This is a genomic window from Nonomuraea indica (genome assembly GCF_002850745.1).
Classification (GTDB): domain Bacteria; phylum Actinomycetota; class Actinomycetes; order Streptosporangiales; family Streptosporangiaceae; genus Nonomuraea; species Nonomuraea indica.
In genome coordinates, this window is sequence record NZ_KZ559469.1 from 340,533 (window position 1) to 357,909 (window position 17,377).

Here is a 17,377-nt window from a genome sequence, read left to right on the forward strand (position 1 = left end):
GTCCGGCGGAGACGTCTGCCGGGGCGAGAGGCGGTCTCCGCCGGTTCCTAGGCGAGGGTGGTCTCCGCCGGTTCCCAGGCGAGGGTGGTCTCCGCCAGCTCACGCCAATCCCGCCGGCGGCCGTCACGGGTCGCCTCGGCGAACACCGCTTCGTCGAGGTGGGCCCGTGTCTCCTCGGCGATCCTGGAGGCGTCCGGCTGCGAGCGATCCGGCGTGCCGCGCACGCCGTCGCTCGCCGCGAGCAGTCGCACGGCCTGCTCGTACTCTCCCTGCCGCAGCGCGAGATCCGCGACCCCGATCAGCACCTGGGCGATCAGCGGCGGATACGTCGTCCTCACAGCCGCGCGGAACGCCTCCCTCCGGTGCGAGCGGGCCTCCCCGAGGTCCTCGGTGAGGTAGCCGTGCAGGTCCATGGCCTTGGCGCGGGTCAGGTCGCTGGGCTCCTCGTTGCCCAGCATCGCCCGCACCGCGGCCAGCCGCTCGTGCGCCTGGTCCGGTTCGCCGCTCCACCGCGCCAGCTGCGCCCTGGAAAGCGCCAGGTCGGCGAGCGCGTCCGGCCAGGTGATCCCGCCCGCGGACCGCTGCGCCTCCGCCATGGCCGACGTGCTGGACCGCTCATCGCCGAGCAGCCAGTACAGCTGGGCCAGCCGCGCCCGCAGGCCGACCACGTCCTCGTCGTCGCCCACCTCCGTCAGCGCCGCGGCCGCCTCCTCGTAGTGCTCACACGCGCGGGCGAACTCGCCGCGCATGGCGAGCCGATCGGCCAGGAAGGTCAGCGCCAACGAGATCCCCCACCGGTCACCCAGCAGGCGGAACTCGCCGAGGGCGGTCTCGGCGTCGATGTCCACGTCGGTCTCGTCGCCGCCGAGCGTGAGCCGCAGCCGGCCACGGGCGAGCCTGGCCTGCGCGCGGACCCAGGGGTCGTCGTCGGCGATGAGCGGCTCGAACGCGGGCAGGAACTCCGTCGGCTCCCGCAGCATCCGCTCCAGCGGCGCGACGAACCCGACCATGGGGTGGCGGGACCTGGTCCGCCGGGCCAGCCGGTTCGCCTCCTGGATCCACTCCCGCGCCTGGTACTGGTCGCGGCCGACCCCGGACGTGACGAACACGGTCACGACCGTGTACGCGATCGCCCGCACCTCGTCGGACACCTCACCGGGCAGCGCGGCCGCCGCGATGCTCAACTCGGTGCCCTCGGCCCGGTGCCCGCTGAGGAACCAGTACCAGCCCACGGCCCCGACCAGCCGCATCGCCTCCTGCGCCAGTCCCTCGTCGATCGCCCAGCGCAGGGCCGCGCCGATGTTGTCGTGCTCGGCCTCCAGCGCGGCCAGCCATTCCAGCTGCTCGGCCCGGCGCAGGTGCGGATCGGCCGTCTCGGCCAGCTCGGTGAAGTGGGCGAGGTGCGCCCGGCGCGCGGCCTCCGTCTCCCCGGCCTCGGCGAGCCGGTGCGCCGCGTACTCCCTGATGGTGCCGAGCATCCGGTAGCGCGGCGTGCCCCCGCCCTCGGCGAGCAGCAGCGACTTCTCGATCAACGCGGTCAGCAGGTCGAGCACCTGCTCCCCGGCGAACGTCTCGCCCCCGCACACCCGTTCGGCCGCTTCCAGGCTCGCCCCGCCGGAGAACACCGACAGCCGCCGCAGCACGCCGCGTTCGGCCTCGGTCAGCAGATCCCAGCTCCAGTCCACGACCGCGCGCAGCGTCTTGTGCCGGGAGAGCGCCGTACGGCTGCCGCTGGTCAGCAGCCGGAACCGGTCGTCGAGCCGACGTGCCAGCTGGTCGACGGACATGGTCCGCAGCCGTGCCGCGGCCAGCTCGATCGCCAGCGGCATCCCGTCGAGCGCCCGGCAGATCCGCGCCATCTCCGACAACGTACGCGCGTCGGAGCCGATGTCCTTGCGCACCAGGACCGCGCGGTCCCGCAACAGCCGCACCGCGGGCGAGGACCCGACCTCGGAGGGGTCCGCTCCCTCCGCGGGCAGCGCGAGCGGCTCCACCTGCCACAGCACCTCCCCGGTGATGCCGAGCGGTTCCCTGCTCGTCGCCAGGATCCGCAGCCTCCGGCACTCCCCCAGGAGCCGATCGGCGAAAGCCGCGGCCGCCTCGATCAGGTGCTCGCAGTTGTCCAGGATCAGCAGGATCGCGCGCTCCCTGAGCGCGGCGATGAGCCGGTCCATCGGCTCACCGGCCCGCGGACCCCCGAGCAGGCCCTGGTCACGCAGGCCGATCGCGGTGAGGGCGGCCTGCGCCAGCTCACCGTCCGCCCGTACCGAGGCCAGCTCGACGAGCCAGGCCCCGTCCGGCAGCTCGGCGAGCATCGTCCGCCCGGTCTCCGTGGCCAGCCTCGTCTTGCCGGAGCCGCCCGGCCCCGTCAGGGTGACCAGCCGGTGTTTGAGGGCCAGAGCGGCGACCACGGAGACGTCATCGTCCTTGCCGACGAAACTCGTCAGCTCGGCGCGCAGGTTCGTCCTGTGGTTCTCCGCCCGCTCGCCCAGCTCGCCGCGCAGCAACGCGGTGTGCAGCGCGGACAGCTCGGCCGACGGATCGGCCCCCAGCTCCTCGGCGAGCCGCTCGCGCGTCCGCTGGTACAGGGTCAACGCCTCGGGCCCGCGTCCCGCCTCGGCGAGCGCGCGCATCAGGGCCGCCACGAACCCCTCCCGCAGCGGATGCGCGGCGACCAGCTCGGTCAGCTCGGAGACCATCTCGGAGCCACGGCCGAGACGGATGTCCGCGTCCACCCGATCCCCGAGGGCGGCGACGTGGAGTTCGTCCAGCCGCGCGACCACGGCGTCGAACGCGTCGCTGTCGCGCAGCGCGATGTCCGCCATGGCCGTGCCCCGCCACAGTGCCAGGGCCGAGCGCAGCAGATCCGCCCGCGCCGCGGGCTCGGCGGCACGGGCCTGACCGACCAGCTGCTCGAACCGGCACACGTCCACGGCGTCAGGGGCCACGGCCAGCCGGTAGCCGCCGGAGTCCGCCTCGATCACACCGTCCGGCAACACCCTGCGCAGCCTGGACACCAACGCCTGCAGGGCGTTCACCTCGTCGGCGGGCGGCTGCCGCCCCCAGATCCAGTCCACCAGCCTCGTACGCGAGACGATCCGGCCAGGTTCGAGGGCGAGCGCGGCCAGCAGTGCGCGGAGCCGAACCCCAGGAACCTCGACCACGGCGCCATCACGGTTCCGGACCTCGAACGGTCCGAGCAGTTCGACTCGCACATCAGCAATTGTGCCGGACTGTGGCGTTAACGGAGCCCGTCAACCTGTTCGTCCCACCCACCAGGCCGTCTGGAGTCCGTCCGCCCGGATACCGGGAGCGTCGGTAGGATCACGTCTACGTGGATCTTGGAGTGTCTCGTGGGACTTCAGTTACCGGGCCAGGTCCAGCTGGCCCTGGCCTTGACGGGCCTGTCCGTGCCCGACCTCGACTCCGAGCAGCTGCTGGCGTCCGGCCGGCGGCTGGTCACCTTCGCCGACACCCTGCGGTGGGAGAGCGAACGAGCGGACGGAGCGGTCGGACGAGCCGGGGCCGGCAACTCCGGCCCCAGCATGGCCGCCATGCAGGCCAGCGTGGAGGGTGACGAGGGCGCCCGGGCACAGACCCGCGACATCGTCAGGGCCGCGCTGGCCACCGCCGGCGGCCACGTCTCGGCGAGCTTCCTCTGGGCGGCGCTCAAGGTGGCGCTCGTCGCAGCCGCCGTTGCCCTGATCATGAAGCTGAGGGCCGCGGGCTTCTTCGGACTGGCGGGAGCCGCCATCTCCCAGGCCGCCGTCCAGGGCACCAGAGCGCTCATCGGCTTCCTCCTGCGCACGACGTTGAGGCTGCTGAGCGGGATCTGCCGATGGCTGTTCGAACGGGCGGCCGCCCTCCTGGCGAGACGGCGGGCGGCCCGCGCCGTCCAGCCACCCGGTACGGCCACCCCCGCGAAGGGCACGCCGACCCCGCCGACCGCACCCGGCGCCCCGGCGCAGCCGCAGTCCCGCGCCGAAGAGATCGCCCGGCACTTCTCGCCCGACCCGGGAGCGGCGGGGCGCGCCAAGGCGGCGGCGGACGAGGCCTCGGAGACCGCCAGGCAGGTCGAGGCCTGGCAGAAGGCGAAGCGGCCCACGTGGCGCCCGGACGACACATGAGAACGGTCAGACGTCCAGCGCGCCCCGCTCCACGACCGTCACCGTCTCACGCTCGGCTTCGCGATGGATGGCCGACCTGGCCATGACCTTGCCGGAGTCGGCCTGCAACAGCTCGGCCAGGTCGGTGCACCGGTCGAGCAGCAGCCGCAGCACGACTCCGTCGAGCCGGCCGATCGTGGCGCCCACCTCACCGCCGCCCCACCGGTCGCCGAGGGCGGCGAGATCCACCTGAAGCAGGGCGGCCTCCCCCACCACCGTGCGAGCCACGTCGGAGAGCTCGGTCCCCGATCGCGCGAGGCTCGAATGGGTCACCGTGCTTCCAAGGTCGTCGAAGTCTCCTGGCCTCATGGGTGACATCATCACCGCCTCGACCCCCGAAGTCGATCAGCCGGCGTTGCGCCACCTCGCCCTCCTGCCGGCTGCGATCCCGACACCCGTGCTATACGCCCACACCATGGCGTCAAATGTGGGCTTTCACCCGCGTCAACCCGCCTATAAGATCACCGATCAACGGCCCCGACCCTTGTGGGAGGCAGCATGGACCGGCTCGATCACGGAACCGACGACAAGAAGGCCACCAAGAAGGTCAAGCTCGAGATCAAGCGGCTTGAGAAGGTGGAGACCACCGCGCTTCGCGAGGGTGGCTGATCTTCCCCGATAGAAACGCCGGCCGGTCAGGGTCAACCTGACCGGCCTCCTATGTCTTGCGACCTGGAAGGTTCTCGTGCGCGTTCCCCGCATCAAGCGCGTTCACCAGCCGATGACCCTGCCCGGCGACCGCATCATGATCGGTCTCATGCAGCAGGGCATCTCCTCCGAGATCCAGGATGACGAGGACGGATCGATAGCCCGCCTGATCGTCCTCATGGACGGCACCCGTACAGTCGACGAGGTCTGCGCCGCCTTCGCCGAGACCCATCCCGACGTCGACGAGCAGGACGTGCGGGAGGTCATCCAGGGGCTGATCGACAACGGTTTCGTCGAGGACGCCGGAGCGCCGCTGCCGGCCGGTCTCACCGAACGCGAGGCCACGCGCTACGAGCCGGCCCGAAACTTCTTCGCCTGGATCGACCCGGTCCCGCGCAGCTCGCCGTACGAGATCCAGTCCCGGATCAAGGGCGCCAGGGTCTGCCTGCTCGGCATCGGCGGCACGGGCTCGGCGGTGGCGGCGGGGCTGGTCTCCAGCGGCATCGGAGCCCTGCACCTGGCCGACTTCGACACCATCGAGGAAGCCAACCTCACCCGCCAGCTGCTCTACACCGAGGCGGACATCGGCCGTCCCAAGGTCGACACTGCCGTCGCGCGGCTGCGCCAGATGAACAGCCTGGTCGAGATCAGCGCGAGCACGCTCAAAGCCAGCGGAGCCGACGACATCGCCCGGCTGATGGACGACTGCGACGTGTTCGTCCTGTGCGCCGACGAGCCCCACCCCGACATCATGTTCTGGACCAACGAAGCGGCGCTGCGCACGGGCACACCGTGGTTCGTCAGCTTCTACACCGGGCCGATGGCCGTCGTCGGGTCCCTCGTCCCGCACCGGACCGGGTGCTGGGTGTGCCTACGGCGCCAGGAGGACCAGCACGAGTTCAAGGCCCACGGCCGCTCGCTCACCGAGGAACGGCCCAACGCCGTGATCGCGGCCAGCGCCAACATCAGCGGGCACCTGTGCGCCCTGGAGGTGCTGTACCACCTCGGTGGGCTGTCCCCGCAGGCACGCGGCCGCGTCTTCCACTGGAACTACGCGCTGTGGGAGCACTCCTACTACGTCGACATCCCGCACTACGACGACTGTCCGGCGTGCGGGACCACGCCGTCATGACGGCCGTGGCGGTCTCCGCGGAGAGCCGTGTCGGCCTCCACCGGTTGATCTCCCGCCCGGACGACGACGACCCCGATGTCGTGGTGGTGGGCAGGGCGGAGATCGGCGAGTTCGTCGAACTGCCCGCCGTGTACGGCCAGGCGATCGAGCTTCTGCGTGAGGGGCTTCCGGTCGGCGCCGTCGAGCGGCGGCTGGCGGCCGAGCAGGACGTGGAGATCGACGTCGCCGAGCTCGTGGAGGCCCTGACGGAGCTGGGCTTCGTCGACTCGATGGACGGGCAGCGGCTGCCCGACCCCGCGGCGGACGCCCCGCGTGGCCACTTCCGGCGGCTGACGGCCCGGCACGTGAGCTGGATCTTCAGCCGGCCGATGAAGCTCGGCTGGCTGCTGGTCGTGGCGGCGGCCCTGATCACGCTGGCGACCAGGCCCGACCTGCTGCCGCACTACGAGGACTTCTTCTGGGGCGAGTACGTCGGGCTGACGGTGCTGGTCAACACCGTGATGGTGTCGCTGACGCTCAGCACGCACGAGATGATGCACCTGATGGCGGCCCGGTCGCTGGGCGTGCCCGGGCGGATCGGCTTCGGCACCCGTCTGCACAACCTCGTCGTGCAGACCGACGTCACCGCGGTGTGGGGCGTGCCCAGACGGTCGCGATACCGCGTCTACCTGGCGGGGATGGCATGGGACTTCTTCCTCATGGCGGCGCTCACCCTGCTGGTCGCCCACGCGGCTCTGCCGTCGCTGACGAAGGCGCTGTTCCAGGCACTTGTCGTGGCGGTGCTCATGACCATCCCGTTCCAGCTTCAGGTCTACATGCGCACGGACCTGTACTACGTCCTGCGCGATCTGCTGCGTACCCGCAACCTCTTCGACGACGGGCTCGCCTTCGCTCGCTACCTGCGGGCGAGAGCCGTCGCGAGGCTGCGCCGCCGACCCTGCCCCGTCGAGGACCCGACCGGGGAGCTCGCGCCGCACGAACGGCGGGCCACCCGCGTCTACTCCTTCTTCCTCATCGTCGGAGCCACGATCTCACTCGCGATGTTCGCGCTGTTCGCCGCCCCGATCGCGATCGTGGCACTGATCCGCGCGGTCGGCGCCGTCGCCGACGGCCTGAACGGCGGCTCGGTGCTGCCGGCACTGGACTCCGGGCTGCTCATCCTCATCGAGGGCGCCATCCAGGTGCTGTTCGTGGTGACCTTCGTCCGGACGCACCGGCACTGGTTCAGGCGCCGCCGCTCCGCCGGAACCCCATGACCGGATCCGCGGCAGCGCCCGCGGTTCCGCGCGACCCACCGCCGGATGGCGGAGAGCTCGGCCGGCCTCCACCACCTCGACAGGGGGCGGCTGCGTGATCTGAACCCTCTCGGAACGGGGCGATCCGGTGGGCCTCCGGAGCTCCGCCGAGCGCCGGCGCACACCTGCGCCAGGAGTTCCGCGGCGGACCGCCCTGCCCGCACCCTTCGCACCACTGTTACGGTGGGGCTCGGTGTGCCGGGAAGTCTGGTCGGCGATGTCCTGATGGCGTTGGCTCAGACGGAGGTTCCGATGTCCGCTCCCCCTGCTCGCCGGTCCTGCTGATGGGCTCCCTGCTGACGGCGTTCGCCGGCGTCCTGCTGCTCGCCGTGTTGCTGTCGAGCCTGGCCCACCGCACCATTCTCTCGACCGCGGCGCTGTTCCTCGTGGCCGGATTCGTGCTGGGCGACGGCGCGCTGGGCGTGGTGTCGCTGGCGCCCGACGACGAGCTCGTCTCGACCCTGGCCGAGCTGGCGCTGTTCGCGGTGCTGTTCACCGACGGCATGCGGGTCGGCTGGCAGGATCTGCGCACCGCCTGGCGGCTGCCCGGCCGGGCGCTGGGCTGGGGACTGCCGCTCACCCTGGTCGTCACCGCGCTGGGCGCGCACTACGTGGTGGGCCTGGGCTGGATCGAGTCGCTGCTGGTCGGCGCGATCCTGGCGCCCACCGACCCGGTGTTCGCCGCCGCCCTGGTCGGCAACGAGAAGGTGCCGCCCCGGCTGCGGCAGCTCCTGAACGTCGAGTCCGGCGTGAACGACGGCCTGGCGCTGCCGTTCGTGATGGTGTTCCTCGCCATCGCCGCCGGATCGGACAACCTCCACCTCGGCGACCTCGGCCTCGAACTCGGACTCGGCGTCCTCATCGGGGTCGCGGTGCCGTGGCTGGCGATCAAGGTGGAGCAGACCCGGTGGTTCTCCGCCTCCACCCAGTACGAGCCGCTCAACGCACTGGCGATCGGCCTGCTGGTCCTCGCCCTGGGCAAGGCCACGCACGGCAACCTGTTCCTGGCCGCCTTCGCGGCGGGCATCACGGTCGCCACCTTCGGGCAGCGGCAGCGCGAGTCGTTCGAGCACTTCGGCGAGCTCATCGCCGAGCTGTTGAAGCTGGCCGCCCTGCTGGTGTTCGGGGCGCTCATCAGCCTGCCGCTGCTCGGCTCGGTGGGCTGGCGCGGATGGCTGTTCGCCGTGCTGGCGCTGATCCTCGCCCGGCCGGTCGCCATCTGGATCTCCTTCCTGGGCGCCGGGCTGACCGTGCGCGAACAGGCGGCGGTGGCGTGGTTCGGGCCGAAGGGGTTCGCCTCCGTCGTGTACGGCCTGATCGTGCTGGCCTCGGGGATCACCCACGCGCAGGGCGTCTTCCAGCTCGTCGCGGTCACCATCGTGCTGTCGATCCTGCTGCACTCCTCCACCGACATCGTCGTGGCCCGCTGGTTCGACGACGAACGCGAGGTGCCCACCTGGTACGGAGCCGCCCGCCGGCTGCGCGACCGCGCCCGCAGGCCGTCCGGGACCGATCCCGCCGCTCCCACCTCACGCCCCGGCGAGCCTGGTCGCTGAGCCGCGGCGGCGCGCTGTTCACCACGCCCAGCACGGGTCGCCCACGGCCTGCTGGGACAGGTCCCAGAGCCGCTCACGCGCCGCAGGGTCGCGGGCGTGGGCGGGCGCTTCGACCCGGTGAAGGTTCTCGTCCAGGTAGCCGCCCGCAGGCCCTTCCCCGCGGGCCAGCCGAGCGTAGGTCTCGCCGAGCCGCTCCGCGGGCATCGCCAGGCGGTTCTTCGGCGCGTACAGGGCTCGAAGCAGTGGAGGCAGCGCGCGCACCCGCCCGGGGTCGAGGCGGACGGACGGGACGCGCACGCAGGTGGCGTCGAGGCGGCCCTCGCCGCGCTCGGCCAGGGTGAAGGTGAACATGATCTGCGCGAGCTTGGCGTGGTAGTACGCCCGGGTCGGGGTGTACCAGTCCGGCCGGTCCAGCTCGTCGAAGCGGATCCTGATGCGCGGCATGGTGAGCAGGCCCTTGCTCGCCACGTTGACGACCCTGGGGTGCGGCGAGGCTGCCAGCAGCGGGCTGAGCAGCGCGGTCAGCTGGAACGGCCCGAGATGGTTCGTCGCCCAGAACAGCTCGTGCCCGGCGGGGGTGATGACCGCCTCGCGCACCGTCTGGTCGAACACGGCGGCGTTGTTGATCAGCACGTCGAGCCGCTCCGCCCGGGCCGCGACGGCCGCCGCGGCCGCGTCCACCGACGCGGGGTCGGCGAGATCGACGGCGACCAGCTCACCCCGCTCGATCGTGGCGACGGCCTCCGCTCCCCGGCGCGGATCCCGGCACAGGGCGAGCACGCGATGCCCGTCGGCGGCCATCATCCGCGCGGCGCGTAGCCCGATGCCGGAGTTGGCTCCCGTGATGGCGATGGTGAGCTTCCCCATGGCGACCTTTCGTATCGTTCCCCACGTGGCGGCAGCGGGGCCGTCATGACCGCGGGTGGACCGGCGACGGGTTGAGCCGTCTCACAGGAGGTAGCGCAGCCACAGGTACGGGGCGGTCAGGGCGACGGTCACCGTGGCGACGACCAGGCCGTACTTGGTGAACTGCCAGAAGCTGATCGGGGTGCCGTTGCGCGCGGCGATGCCGAGCACCACGACGTTGGCCGCCGCGCCGACCGCGGTGGCGTTGCCGCCCAGGTCGGCGCCGAAGGCCAGCGCCCACCACAGCACCTGCGCCGGCCCGTCGCCACCGGCCTGCACCAGCTCGGCCACGATCGGGCTCATGGTCGCGACGTACGGGATGTTGTCCACGATCGCCGACAGCACCGCCGAGGCGCCGAGGAGGACCATCGAGGCCAGTTCGAGGCGTCCGGCCGTCGCCTCCACCGCCGCCTGCGAGATCTGCTCGATGACGCCCGTCTCGACCAGGGCGCCGACCATGACGAACAGCCCGGCGAAGAACACCAGGGTCGGCCACTCCACCTCCGAGATGGCCTCCTCCGTGGTGACCCTGGTGGCCGCCACGAGCACGCCCGCGCCGAGCAGGGCCACGACCGACGGCTCGTAGTGCAGCACCGGGTGCAGCACGAACGCCGCCATCACCAGGCCCAGCACGGCCAGCGCCTGCCACAGCAGCCGCCGGTCGGCGATGGCCTCCCGCTCGTCCAGCGCCATCACCGCCGCCGCGCGTTCGTGGTCGTGGTGGAACCCCCGGCCGAACATGAGCCAGCACAGGCCGACGAAGACCACCATAAGCACGATCACCATCGGCGCCATGTGCACGAGGAAGTCGTTGAACGTCAGACCGCCCCGGCTGGCGATGATGATGTTCGGCGGGTCGCCCACCAGCGTGGCGGCGCCGCCGATGTTGGACGCCATCGCCTCGGCGATGAGGAACGGCACCGGCGAGACCGCCAGCCGCTCGCACACCAGGAACGTCACCGGCGCGATCAGCAGCACCGTGGTCACGTTGTCCAGCAGCGCCGAGGCGACCGCCGTGATGACCACCAGCAGCACCATCAGCCGGAACGGCCGCCCCCGCGCCCGCTTGGCCGCCCAGATCGCGAGGTACTCGAAGACGCCGGTCTGCTTCAGCACCCCGACGATGACCATCATGCCGAGCAGCAGGAAGACGACGTTCCAGTCGATGCCGGAGTGCTCGGAGAAGAACGCCGCCCCGGCGTCGGTGGCATGGATCAGCAGCATGATCCCGGCGCCGCCGAGCGCCGCCGCGACCCGGTGCACCTTCTCGGAGGCGATCAACGCGTACGCGGCCAGGAACACCGCCACGCTCACCCAGGCGAGCGCGCTCACGCCGCGAGCACCCGGTCCAGCAGGGCCTGCAGCGTCACCGCTCCGACCAGCCGCCCGCCGTCGACGACGGCGACCAGCGGGCTGTGCGTGCGCGCCATCAGCGCGGCCAGCTCCAGCACGGTGGCCCCGGGATCGGTGACCGGCAGCTCCCGCCGCTGCCGCGGCAGCGCCTCACGCACCGTACGGTCGCGCAGCCCCGCCAGGAAGGCGTCGGCGTGCGCCTCGTCCACCACCCGCGCCAGCGCGGGGTCGTCCTGGCAGTAGCCGGGCACGGCCAGCCGCAGCACCTGGGTGCCGGGCAGGATCGTGAACGGCGCCCCGTCATCACCGACGACGATGAGGCCGGGCAGATCCTGGTCGGCCAGCATCCTGGCCGCCTCGATCACGGGCGAATCGAGCCCTACGGTGGGAAAGTCGGCAAGCAGATCTCGGGCGCGCACAGCACATCCTTGGCTCCACGAAGGAATGGGACATGCCGACCAGACTTCCCGGCTCACCTACGAACACCTTATCGGTGTACGGATTCCCGCAACAGCCGGCCGTCCACCCGCACCCGGGGGGTCACATCCGGCGGTCAGGCTGCCGGTGCCGGCGCCAGCGGTCCAGCATGGCCGGGATCTCGTCCAGCATGAACTCGTAGAAGTCGCGCATCTGTGTCAGCCGCCGGTGTGCCGGGTCGTGTTCGGCGGTGGTCTCGACTCCGGTCCGCGCGGCCTGCAGCATGGCCTGGAACGCGGTGTTCTGACTGGTGAACAGCCTGGCCCAGGCGTCGTCGCGCAGCCGGTAGTGCTCGCGGCGGCTGCCGGGGGCGGGCAGACGTTCGATGAGGCCGACCGACAGCAGCGACTTGACCGCGCCCGAGACCGCGCCCGCGCTGGCGTCGAGCCTTTCGGCGATCTCGCCCGCGGTGACGCTGTCCTGGTCGGTGAAGAGGAAGACCGCCAGCGTGCGTGCCGCCATGCGCTGCAGCCCGCCTTCGGCCAAGGTCAGGGCCAGCCGTTCAGCCGCCTGCCACTGCTCCTGCCTGTCGTTCATGGCCCTCAGGATAACGAACGACACGACACTTCAGAAATTTCTGAAACTTCGGTATAGTGATGGTTATCGGCTCCGCGTGCACGGGGCTCGATGGTGTGCCGGGAAGCCTGGTCGGCGAGCGAGATCACAGATGCGTCGACGAGGAGACGCCCCCGATGACCGCCCAGCCGCCCGTCCGGCTGCCTCTCACCCTGGACTGCCATGAAACTGCTCGTTCTCGGCGGCACTCACCATGTCGGCCGCGCCGTCGTCGAAACCGCGCTGGAGCGGGGCGACGAGGTGACCACGCTCAACCGCGGCCTCAGCCGCCCACCGGCGCCCGGCGTCCGGGCGCTGACCGCCGACCGGACCGACACCCGCGCGGTCGCCGCCGCTCTCGGCGACCAGGAATGGGACGCCGTCATCGACACCTGGGCCTGGGCCCCGCGCGTCGTGCGGGACAGCGCCCGCCTGCTGGCCGGCCGTACCGGACACTACGGCTACGTCTCCAGCCGCGGCGTGCACCGCTGGCCCTGGCCGGCGGTGGCCGACGAGAGCGCCCCGCTCGTCGACGGCGACCCGGCGAGCGACGACAGCGAGGACTACGCCGCCGCCAAACGCGGCGGCGAGCTGGCTGTGACCGAGACCCACGGCGAGCAGGCTCTCCTGGCCAGAGCCGGGATGATCCTCGGCCCGTACGAGGACGTCGGCCGCATCCCCTGGTGGCTGCGCCGCCTGGAAAAGGGCGGCCGGGTGCTCGCCCCCGGCCCGGCCGACGCGCCCCTGCAGTACATCGACGCCCGCGACATGGCCGCCTGGATGCTGCGCTGCGCCGACCGGGGCATCGGCGGCGCCTACACGGTGACCGGCCGCCCCGGCGAGATCACGATCGGGCGGTTGCTGGAGACGGCGCTGGAGGTCACCGGCTTCGACGCCGAGCTGGTGTGGGCGCCCGCCGAGCTGCTGCGGCAGGAGGGCGTGTGGCTGGGCATGGAGTTCGGCCTGCGCTTCCCGCACGACCCGGCCCCGACCGGCATGAACGACGCCGACGTCAGCGCCGCGTTCGCCGCCGGGCTGACCACCCGCCCGCTCCGGGACACGATCGCCGACACCTGGGCCTGGCTGCGGGCCGAGGGCGACCCCGCCCCGCGCCCCGACGCGCCTTCACCCGACACCTGGCTCGACCTCGCCGCCGAGCGGCGCGTCCTCGGCCAGCTCTGAACCCCCACCAGCTTCAGCAAGGAACTCTCATGCGCGCCGTCATCATCGGAGCCGGCATCGCCGGCCTGGCCGCCGCCCTCCGGCTGTCCCAGATCGGCTGGGACAGCCTCGTCATCGAACGCGCCCCGCAGCGCCGCAGCGGCGGCTACGCCGTCACCTTCGGCGGCATCGGCTACGACGCGGCCGAGCGGATGGGCATCCTGCCCGCCCTGGAGCGGAAGGCCTTCGTCACCGAGGAGCTCGTCTACCACAGGCCCGACGGCCGGCGTCGCTTCTCGCTGACCCGCGAGACCATCGCCGCCACCACGGGCCCCCGGTCCATGACCATCCTGCGCGGCGACATCGAGACCGTCCTGTACGAGCGGGTCCACGACAGCGCCGAGATCCGCTTCGGCACCACCGTCACCGCCGTCGACCAGGACGCGCACGCCGTCCACGTGACCCTGAGCGACGGCACCGTGGAACAGGCGGACCTGCTCGTCGGCGCCGACGGCCTGCACTCGGCCACCCGCGCCCTGCTCTTCGGCCCCGAGCGCGACTTCCTGCTCGACCTGGACCACAAGGTCGCCGTCTACATGCTCGACAAGCGCCCGGCCGCCATCGCCCCCGGCACCACCGGCACCCTGTCGTCCGGCGGCCGCACCGCCGCGGTGATCAGCGTCGGCGACGGCCGCAACGTCGCCTTCTTCGGCTACCGCACCGGCCACGCCGCCCCCGGCGAGGACGCGGCCACGCAGCTGCGCCGCGTCTACGGGGACCTCGGCTGGGTCATCCCGGAAGCACTGGACGGCCTGGCCAGGGCCGACTCCGTCTACTTCGACACCATCAGCCAGGTCGTGGCCCCCACCTGGAGCCGGGGCCGCGTGGTCCTGCTCGGCGACGCCGCCTGGTGCGTCACGCTGTTCGCCGGGTACGGCTCCGCCCTCGCCGTCGGCGGCGCCGACCGGCTCGGCACCGAACTGGAACGCCACCCGGGCGACGTCGGCGCCGCCCTCGCCGCCTGGGAGGCCGCCCTGCGGCCCGAGGTCGACAAGAAGCAGAAGCTCGGCCGCCGGGTCAAGGGCGTCTACGCACCCGCCAACCCGCTGCTGCTGTGGCTGACCCAGCTCCCGCTGCGCCTGGCCGCCCTGCCGCCGGTCCGCCGCTACATGACCCGGCGCTTCATCAAGGGCTGACCCGAGCCTGACCCGCCGAAGCCGCGGCCGGCGTGCGGCGCGGTGACGTCGCGGCTCGCGCCGCAGCGCCGTGCACCGGACCTCTGTGGCCGGACTCTGCGTGTCACCCCTGCACCGGCTATCGACCTATCTGAACTAGTAGTATTTTTTTCCGCAGTCATAGTACTGTGCGGCCGTTGTATGGCCTGAAGGAAAGGTGCAGCTGTGCGACGACTCGACATCCCCAGCCAGATCCCCCCGCCGGCGGAAGGCCATCTGCGGATGGGCGATCTCCCCCACCAGCCCGATGCGATCACCGTGAACTCCCGGTACCTGAGCCGGAGGGGCAGGCCGTGGTTCCCGATCATGGGTGAGTTCCACTACGGCCGCTACCCGGCGGCCGAGTGGCGGGAAGAGCTGCTGAAGGTGCGGGCGGGCGGGGTGACGGTCGCCGCCACGTACGTCTTCTGGAACCTGCACGAGGAGCGGCGCGGCGTTTTCGACTGGAGCGGCGACCGTGACCTGCGCCGTTTCGTGACCACCTGCGCCGAGGTCGGGCTCGATGTGGTGGTGCGGATCGGGCCTTGGGGGCACGGGGAGTCGCGCAACGGCGGCTTCCCCGACTGGGTGCTGGAGGCCGACTGCGTGCCACGCACCGACGACCCCCGCTACGTCGAGCTGGTCCGGCCGCTGTTCGAGCAGATCGGCGCCCAGCTTGCCGGTCTGACCCGCGGGCACGGCGGTCCGGTGGTGGCGGTGCAGGTGGAGAACGAGCTGTACGACCAGCCGGGCCATCTCGTCACGCTCAAGCGCCTCGCCCAGGCGGCCGGCATCGACGCGCCACTGTGGACGGCGACCGGATGGGGGCACGCGCAACTGCCGCCGGACGATGTGATCCCGTTGTTCGGCGGCTACCCCGAGGCCGCGTGGGACACCGCCCATGACGGCTGGCCGCAGCAGAGCCGGGCCCACTACTTCTTCGGTCCTGGCCGCGACGACGACTCCATCGGGTCGGACCTGCGCACCACGGAGGTGACCGGCTCGGACGAGAGCCATCTGGCCCGCTATCCGTTCGCCACCTGCGAGCTGGGCAGCGGGATGTACACCTCCTACCACCGCCGGCCGATCATCGAGGCCCCCGACATCGCCGCGCTGGGGCTGGTGAAGCTGGGCAGCGGGTCGGTGTGGCAGGGCTACTACATGTACCACGGGGCGTCCCAGAAGATCGGCGCGCTGTCCACGCTGCAGGAGTCGCACGCCACCGGCTATCCCAACGACTGCCCGGTGATCAGCTACGACTTCCAGGCTCCACTCGGCGAGTACGGCCAGTTCCGTGACTCCTTCCACCATCTGCGGCTGCAGCATCTGTGGCTGGCGAGCGACGGACCGGACCTGGCCACCATGACGCTGGTCATGCCACCGGACGCCCCCGGCGACACCGCCGACCGGGAGACGCTGCGCTGGTGCGTACGCTCCGACGGTCGCTCCGGGTTCCTGTTCGTCAACAACCACCAACCGGTCGAGACCCTGCCCGCCCACGAGGACGTGCGGTTCGCGATCGAGCTGGACGGCCGCGAACTCGTCGTACCGCGTGAGCCGGTGACGGTGCCGTCCGGGGCGTACTTCGCCTGGCCGCTCGCCCGCCCGGTCGGCGGCAGCGTGCTGCTGAGCGCCACCGCGCAACCGATGGGGGTGCTGGACGCCGACGAGCCGGTACACGTCTTCTGCCAGACCGCCGGCATCCCGGTGGAGCTCGTCCTCGACGCCGCCACCGTCGCCGAGGTCGAGGGTCCCGCGACCGTGGAACATGACGGCGACCGCCTCGTGATCACCGATCTCGTGCCGGGCCCCGGCTGCCTGGTGCGGATACGCGACGCCTCCGGTGCCCGCGCGGCCGTCCTGGTCCTGGACGCCGCCCGTGCTTTGACCGCAGCCGCGGGACGGCTCTGGGGCGCTCACCGGCTGGTGCTGAGCGAGCGGCCCGTGGTGATCGACGAAGACCGCCTGGTGGTCCACGGCCAGGGCTCCTCCGACGTGCGGGTCTTCCCCGCTCCAGCATCGGCGACGCGGACCGAGGGCGTGTTCGGCCTGCTGCCGGCGACTGCCGATGCCGAGCAGGTGCCCGAGGCGAAGGTGGAGGAGGTCGAGCAGGCGGGCCCGGCACGGCGACCGGTGATCGACGCCGCCTCCGGACGGGCCTCCGCGCCCACCGACGCGGACTTCGAGCAGGCCGCCGTCTACCACGTCACCGTCCCCCGGGAGGCTTTCACGGGCGAGGAGGAGGTGCTGCTGCGGCTGGACTGGATCGGCGACGTGGGCCGCGCCTCCATCGCCGGCCGGCTGGTGGCCGACCAGTTCTGGTACGGCCCGGCCTGGGAGATCGGGCTGCGCCGCTTCCGGGAGGAGGTCCTGGAGCACGGGATCGAGGTGCGGCTGCTGCCGCTGAGCGAGGACGCCCCCGTGTTCGTCTCCCCCGAGGCGCGGCCCACCGCCTACCCTGGCGGCTCCATCCTGGAACTGCGCTCGGTCGCCCTCGTCCCGGTGCCCCGCACGGTGGTCGTCGAGGACGAGCGATGACGACCCTGGACGAGGCGCTGGCCGCTCTGCCCGTCATCGCCGTCATCAGAGCCGCCGGCTCCCGCCACCTCAACTCCGTGCTGGAGACCCTCGCCGCCATCGGCGTCCGCGCGATGGAGATCACCATGACGACGCCCGGCGCGGCCGAGGCCATCCGATGGGCTGCCGGGGGCGGGCTCCGGGGAGTGGCGGTCGGAGCGGGCACCGTGCTCGACGCGGTCTCGACGCGGTCTCGGCGCGCCGGGCCGTGGACGCCGGCGCCGGCTACCTGATCACACCGGCCGTGCTGCCCGAGGTGATCGAGGAAGGGTGGCGGCTCGGTGTCCCCGTCCTATCGGGGGCGGCTGCCTGCAGGCCGGGGCCCAGGCCGTGGGCA

14 protein-coding genes are annotated in these 17,377 nt (G+C 72.0%); 8 read left to right on the top strand and 6 right to left on the bottom strand.

Features of this window, described 5'->3' with window-relative positions:
- Nucleotides 1-47: 47 nt before the first annotated feature.
- Nucleotides 48-3,215 carry an AfsR/SARP family transcriptional regulator gene (locus CXR44_RS13235; RefSeq protein WP_101786101.1) on the bottom strand — a complete coding sequence of 1,056 codons (3,168 nt, stop codon included), beginning with the start codon at nucleotides 3,213-3,215 and terminating at the stop codon, nucleotides 48-50.
- Nucleotides 3,216-3,353: 138 nt separating this feature from the next.
- Between CXR44_RS13235 and CXR44_RS13240 the strand changes: the two genes are divergently transcribed.
- The gene (locus tag CXR44_RS13240) at nucleotides 3,354-4,127 is read left to right on the top strand and encodes a hypothetical protein (protein ID WP_101786103.1); all 774 of its coding nucleotides are present in this window, start codon (nucleotides 3,354-3,356) and stop codon (nucleotides 4,125-4,127) included.
- 6 nt (nucleotides 4,128-4,133) lie between these two features.
- Here CXR44_RS13240 and CXR44_RS13245 read toward each other — a convergent pair whose 3' ends face one another.
- Nucleotides 4,134-4,475 carry a hypothetical protein gene (locus tag CXR44_RS13245; protein WP_144069943.1) on the bottom strand — a complete coding sequence of 114 codons (342 nt, stop codon included), beginning with the start codon at nucleotides 4,473-4,475 and terminating at the stop codon, nucleotides 4,134-4,136.
- A 376-nt stretch (nucleotides 4,476-4,851) separates the two neighbouring features.
- Here CXR44_RS13245 and CXR44_RS13250 point away from each other — a divergent pair, with 376 nt between their 5' ends.
- From CXR44_RS13250 to CXR44_RS13260, 3 genes are all read left to right on the top strand, one after another.
- On the top strand, nucleotides 4,852-5,946 hold the full coding sequence (locus tag CXR44_RS13250) for a PqqD family peptide modification chaperone (RefSeq protein ID WP_101786107.1): 1,095 nt from the start codon (nucleotides 4,852-4,854) through the stop codon (nucleotides 5,944-5,946).
- Nucleotides 5,943-7,202: a hypothetical protein gene (locus tag CXR44_RS13255; RefSeq protein ID WP_144069944.1), complete on the top strand. Its 1,260-nt coding sequence runs from the start codon at nucleotides 5,943-5,945 to the stop codon at nucleotides 7,200-7,202. The genes CXR44_RS13250 and CXR44_RS13255 overlap by 4 nt, the downstream gene beginning before the upstream one ends.
- A gap of 323 nt (nucleotides 7,203-7,525) precedes the next feature.
- Nucleotides 7,526-8,797 carry a cation:proton antiporter gene (locus CXR44_RS13260; RefSeq protein WP_101786111.1) on the top strand — a complete coding sequence of 424 codons (1,272 nt, stop codon included), beginning with the start codon at nucleotides 7,526-7,528 and terminating at the stop codon, nucleotides 8,795-8,797.
- 18 nt (nucleotides 8,798-8,815) lie between these two features.
- Here CXR44_RS13260 and CXR44_RS13265 read toward each other — a convergent pair whose 3' ends face one another.
- From CXR44_RS13265 to CXR44_RS13280, 4 genes are all read right to left on the bottom strand, one after another.
- Nucleotides 8,816-9,664, bottom strand: a complete 849-nt coding sequence (locus tag CXR44_RS13265; protein WP_101786113.1) for an SDR family NAD(P)-dependent oxidoreductase — start codon at nucleotides 9,662-9,664, stop codon at nucleotides 8,816-8,818.
- 81 nt (nucleotides 9,665-9,745) lie between these two features.
- Nucleotides 9,746-11,035 carry an ArsB/NhaD family transporter gene (locus tag CXR44_RS13270; RefSeq protein WP_101786115.1) on the bottom strand — a complete coding sequence of 430 codons (1,290 nt, stop codon included), beginning with the start codon at nucleotides 11,033-11,035 and terminating at the stop codon, nucleotides 9,746-9,748.
- Complete coding sequence (locus tag CXR44_RS13275; RefSeq protein ID WP_180903377.1) at nucleotides 11,032-11,475, bottom strand: CBS domain-containing protein; 444 nt, start codon at nucleotides 11,473-11,475, stop codon at nucleotides 11,032-11,034. The genes CXR44_RS13270 and CXR44_RS13275 overlap by 4 nt, the downstream gene beginning before the upstream one ends.
- A 121-nt stretch (nucleotides 11,476-11,596) precedes the next feature.
- Nucleotides 11,597-12,070 (bottom strand): GbsR/MarR family transcriptional regulator, encoded by a 474-nt coding sequence (locus CXR44_RS13280; protein WP_101786117.1) that lies wholly within the window; start codon nucleotides 12,068-12,070, stop codon nucleotides 11,597-11,599.
- A gap of 201 nt (nucleotides 12,071-12,271) precedes the next feature.
- Between CXR44_RS13280 and CXR44_RS13285 the strand changes: the two genes are divergently transcribed.
- From CXR44_RS13285 to CXR44_RS40110, 4 genes are all read left to right on the top strand, one after another.
- The gene (locus tag CXR44_RS13285; protein WP_101786119.1) at nucleotides 12,272-13,270 is read left to right on the top strand and encodes an NAD-dependent epimerase/dehydratase family protein; all 999 of its coding nucleotides are present in this window, start codon (nucleotides 12,272-12,274) and stop codon (nucleotides 13,268-13,270) included.
- Nucleotides 13,271-13,299: 29 nt separating this feature from the next.
- Nucleotides 13,300-14,445: an FAD-dependent oxidoreductase gene (locus CXR44_RS13290; protein ID WP_101786121.1), complete on the top strand. Its 1,146-nt coding sequence runs from the start codon at nucleotides 13,300-13,302 to the stop codon at nucleotides 14,443-14,445.
- 204 nt (nucleotides 14,446-14,649) lie between these two features.
- Nucleotides 14,650-17,001 carry a beta-galactosidase gene (locus CXR44_RS13295; protein ID WP_245899126.1) on the top strand — a complete coding sequence of 784 codons (2,352 nt, stop codon included), beginning with the start codon at nucleotides 14,650-14,652 and terminating at the stop codon, nucleotides 16,999-17,001.
- The gene (locus CXR44_RS40110) at nucleotides 16,998-17,273 is read left to right on the top strand and encodes a beta/alpha barrel domain-containing protein (protein ID WP_219601781.1); all 276 of its coding nucleotides are present in this window, start codon (nucleotides 16,998-17,000) and stop codon (nucleotides 17,271-17,273) included. The genes CXR44_RS13295 and CXR44_RS40110 overlap by 4 nt, the downstream gene beginning before the upstream one ends.
- The last annotated feature ends 104 nt before the right edge of the window (nucleotides 17,274-17,377 follow it).

What these genes read in the sequence shown, in the direction of transcription:
- CXR44_RS40110 (WP_219601781.1), top strand. Translation starts at nt 16,998, where the DNA reads ATGACGACCCTGGACGAGGCGCTGGCCGCTCTGCCCGTCATCGCCGTC.
- CXR44_RS13255 (WP_144069944.1), top strand. Translation starts at nt 5,943, where the DNA reads ATGACGGCCGTGGCGGTCTCCGCGGAGAGCCGTGTCGGCCTCCACCGG.
- CXR44_RS13245 (WP_144069943.1), bottom strand. Translation starts at nt 4,475, where the DNA reads ATGAGGCCAGGAGACTTCGACGACCTTGGAAGCACGGTGACCCATTCG.
- CXR44_RS13290 (WP_101786121.1), top strand. Translation starts at nt 13,300, where the DNA reads ATGCGCGCCGTCATCATCGGAGCCGGCATCGCCGGCCTGGCCGCCGCC.
- CXR44_RS13260 (WP_101786111.1), top strand. Translation starts at nt 7,526, where the DNA reads ATGGGCTCCCTGCTGACGGCGTTCGCCGGCGTCCTGCTGCTCGCCGTG.
- CXR44_RS13280 (WP_101786117.1), bottom strand. Translation starts at nt 12,070, where the DNA reads ATGAACGACAGGCAGGAGCAGTGGCAGGCGGCTGAACGGCTGGCCCTG.
- CXR44_RS13265 (WP_101786113.1), bottom strand. Translation starts at nt 9,664, where the DNA reads ATGGGGAAGCTCACCATCGCCATCACGGGAGCCAACTCCGGCATCGGG.
- CXR44_RS13285 (WP_101786119.1), top strand. Translation starts at nt 12,272, where the DNA reads ATGAAACTGCTCGTTCTCGGCGGCACTCACCATGTCGGCCGCGCCGTC.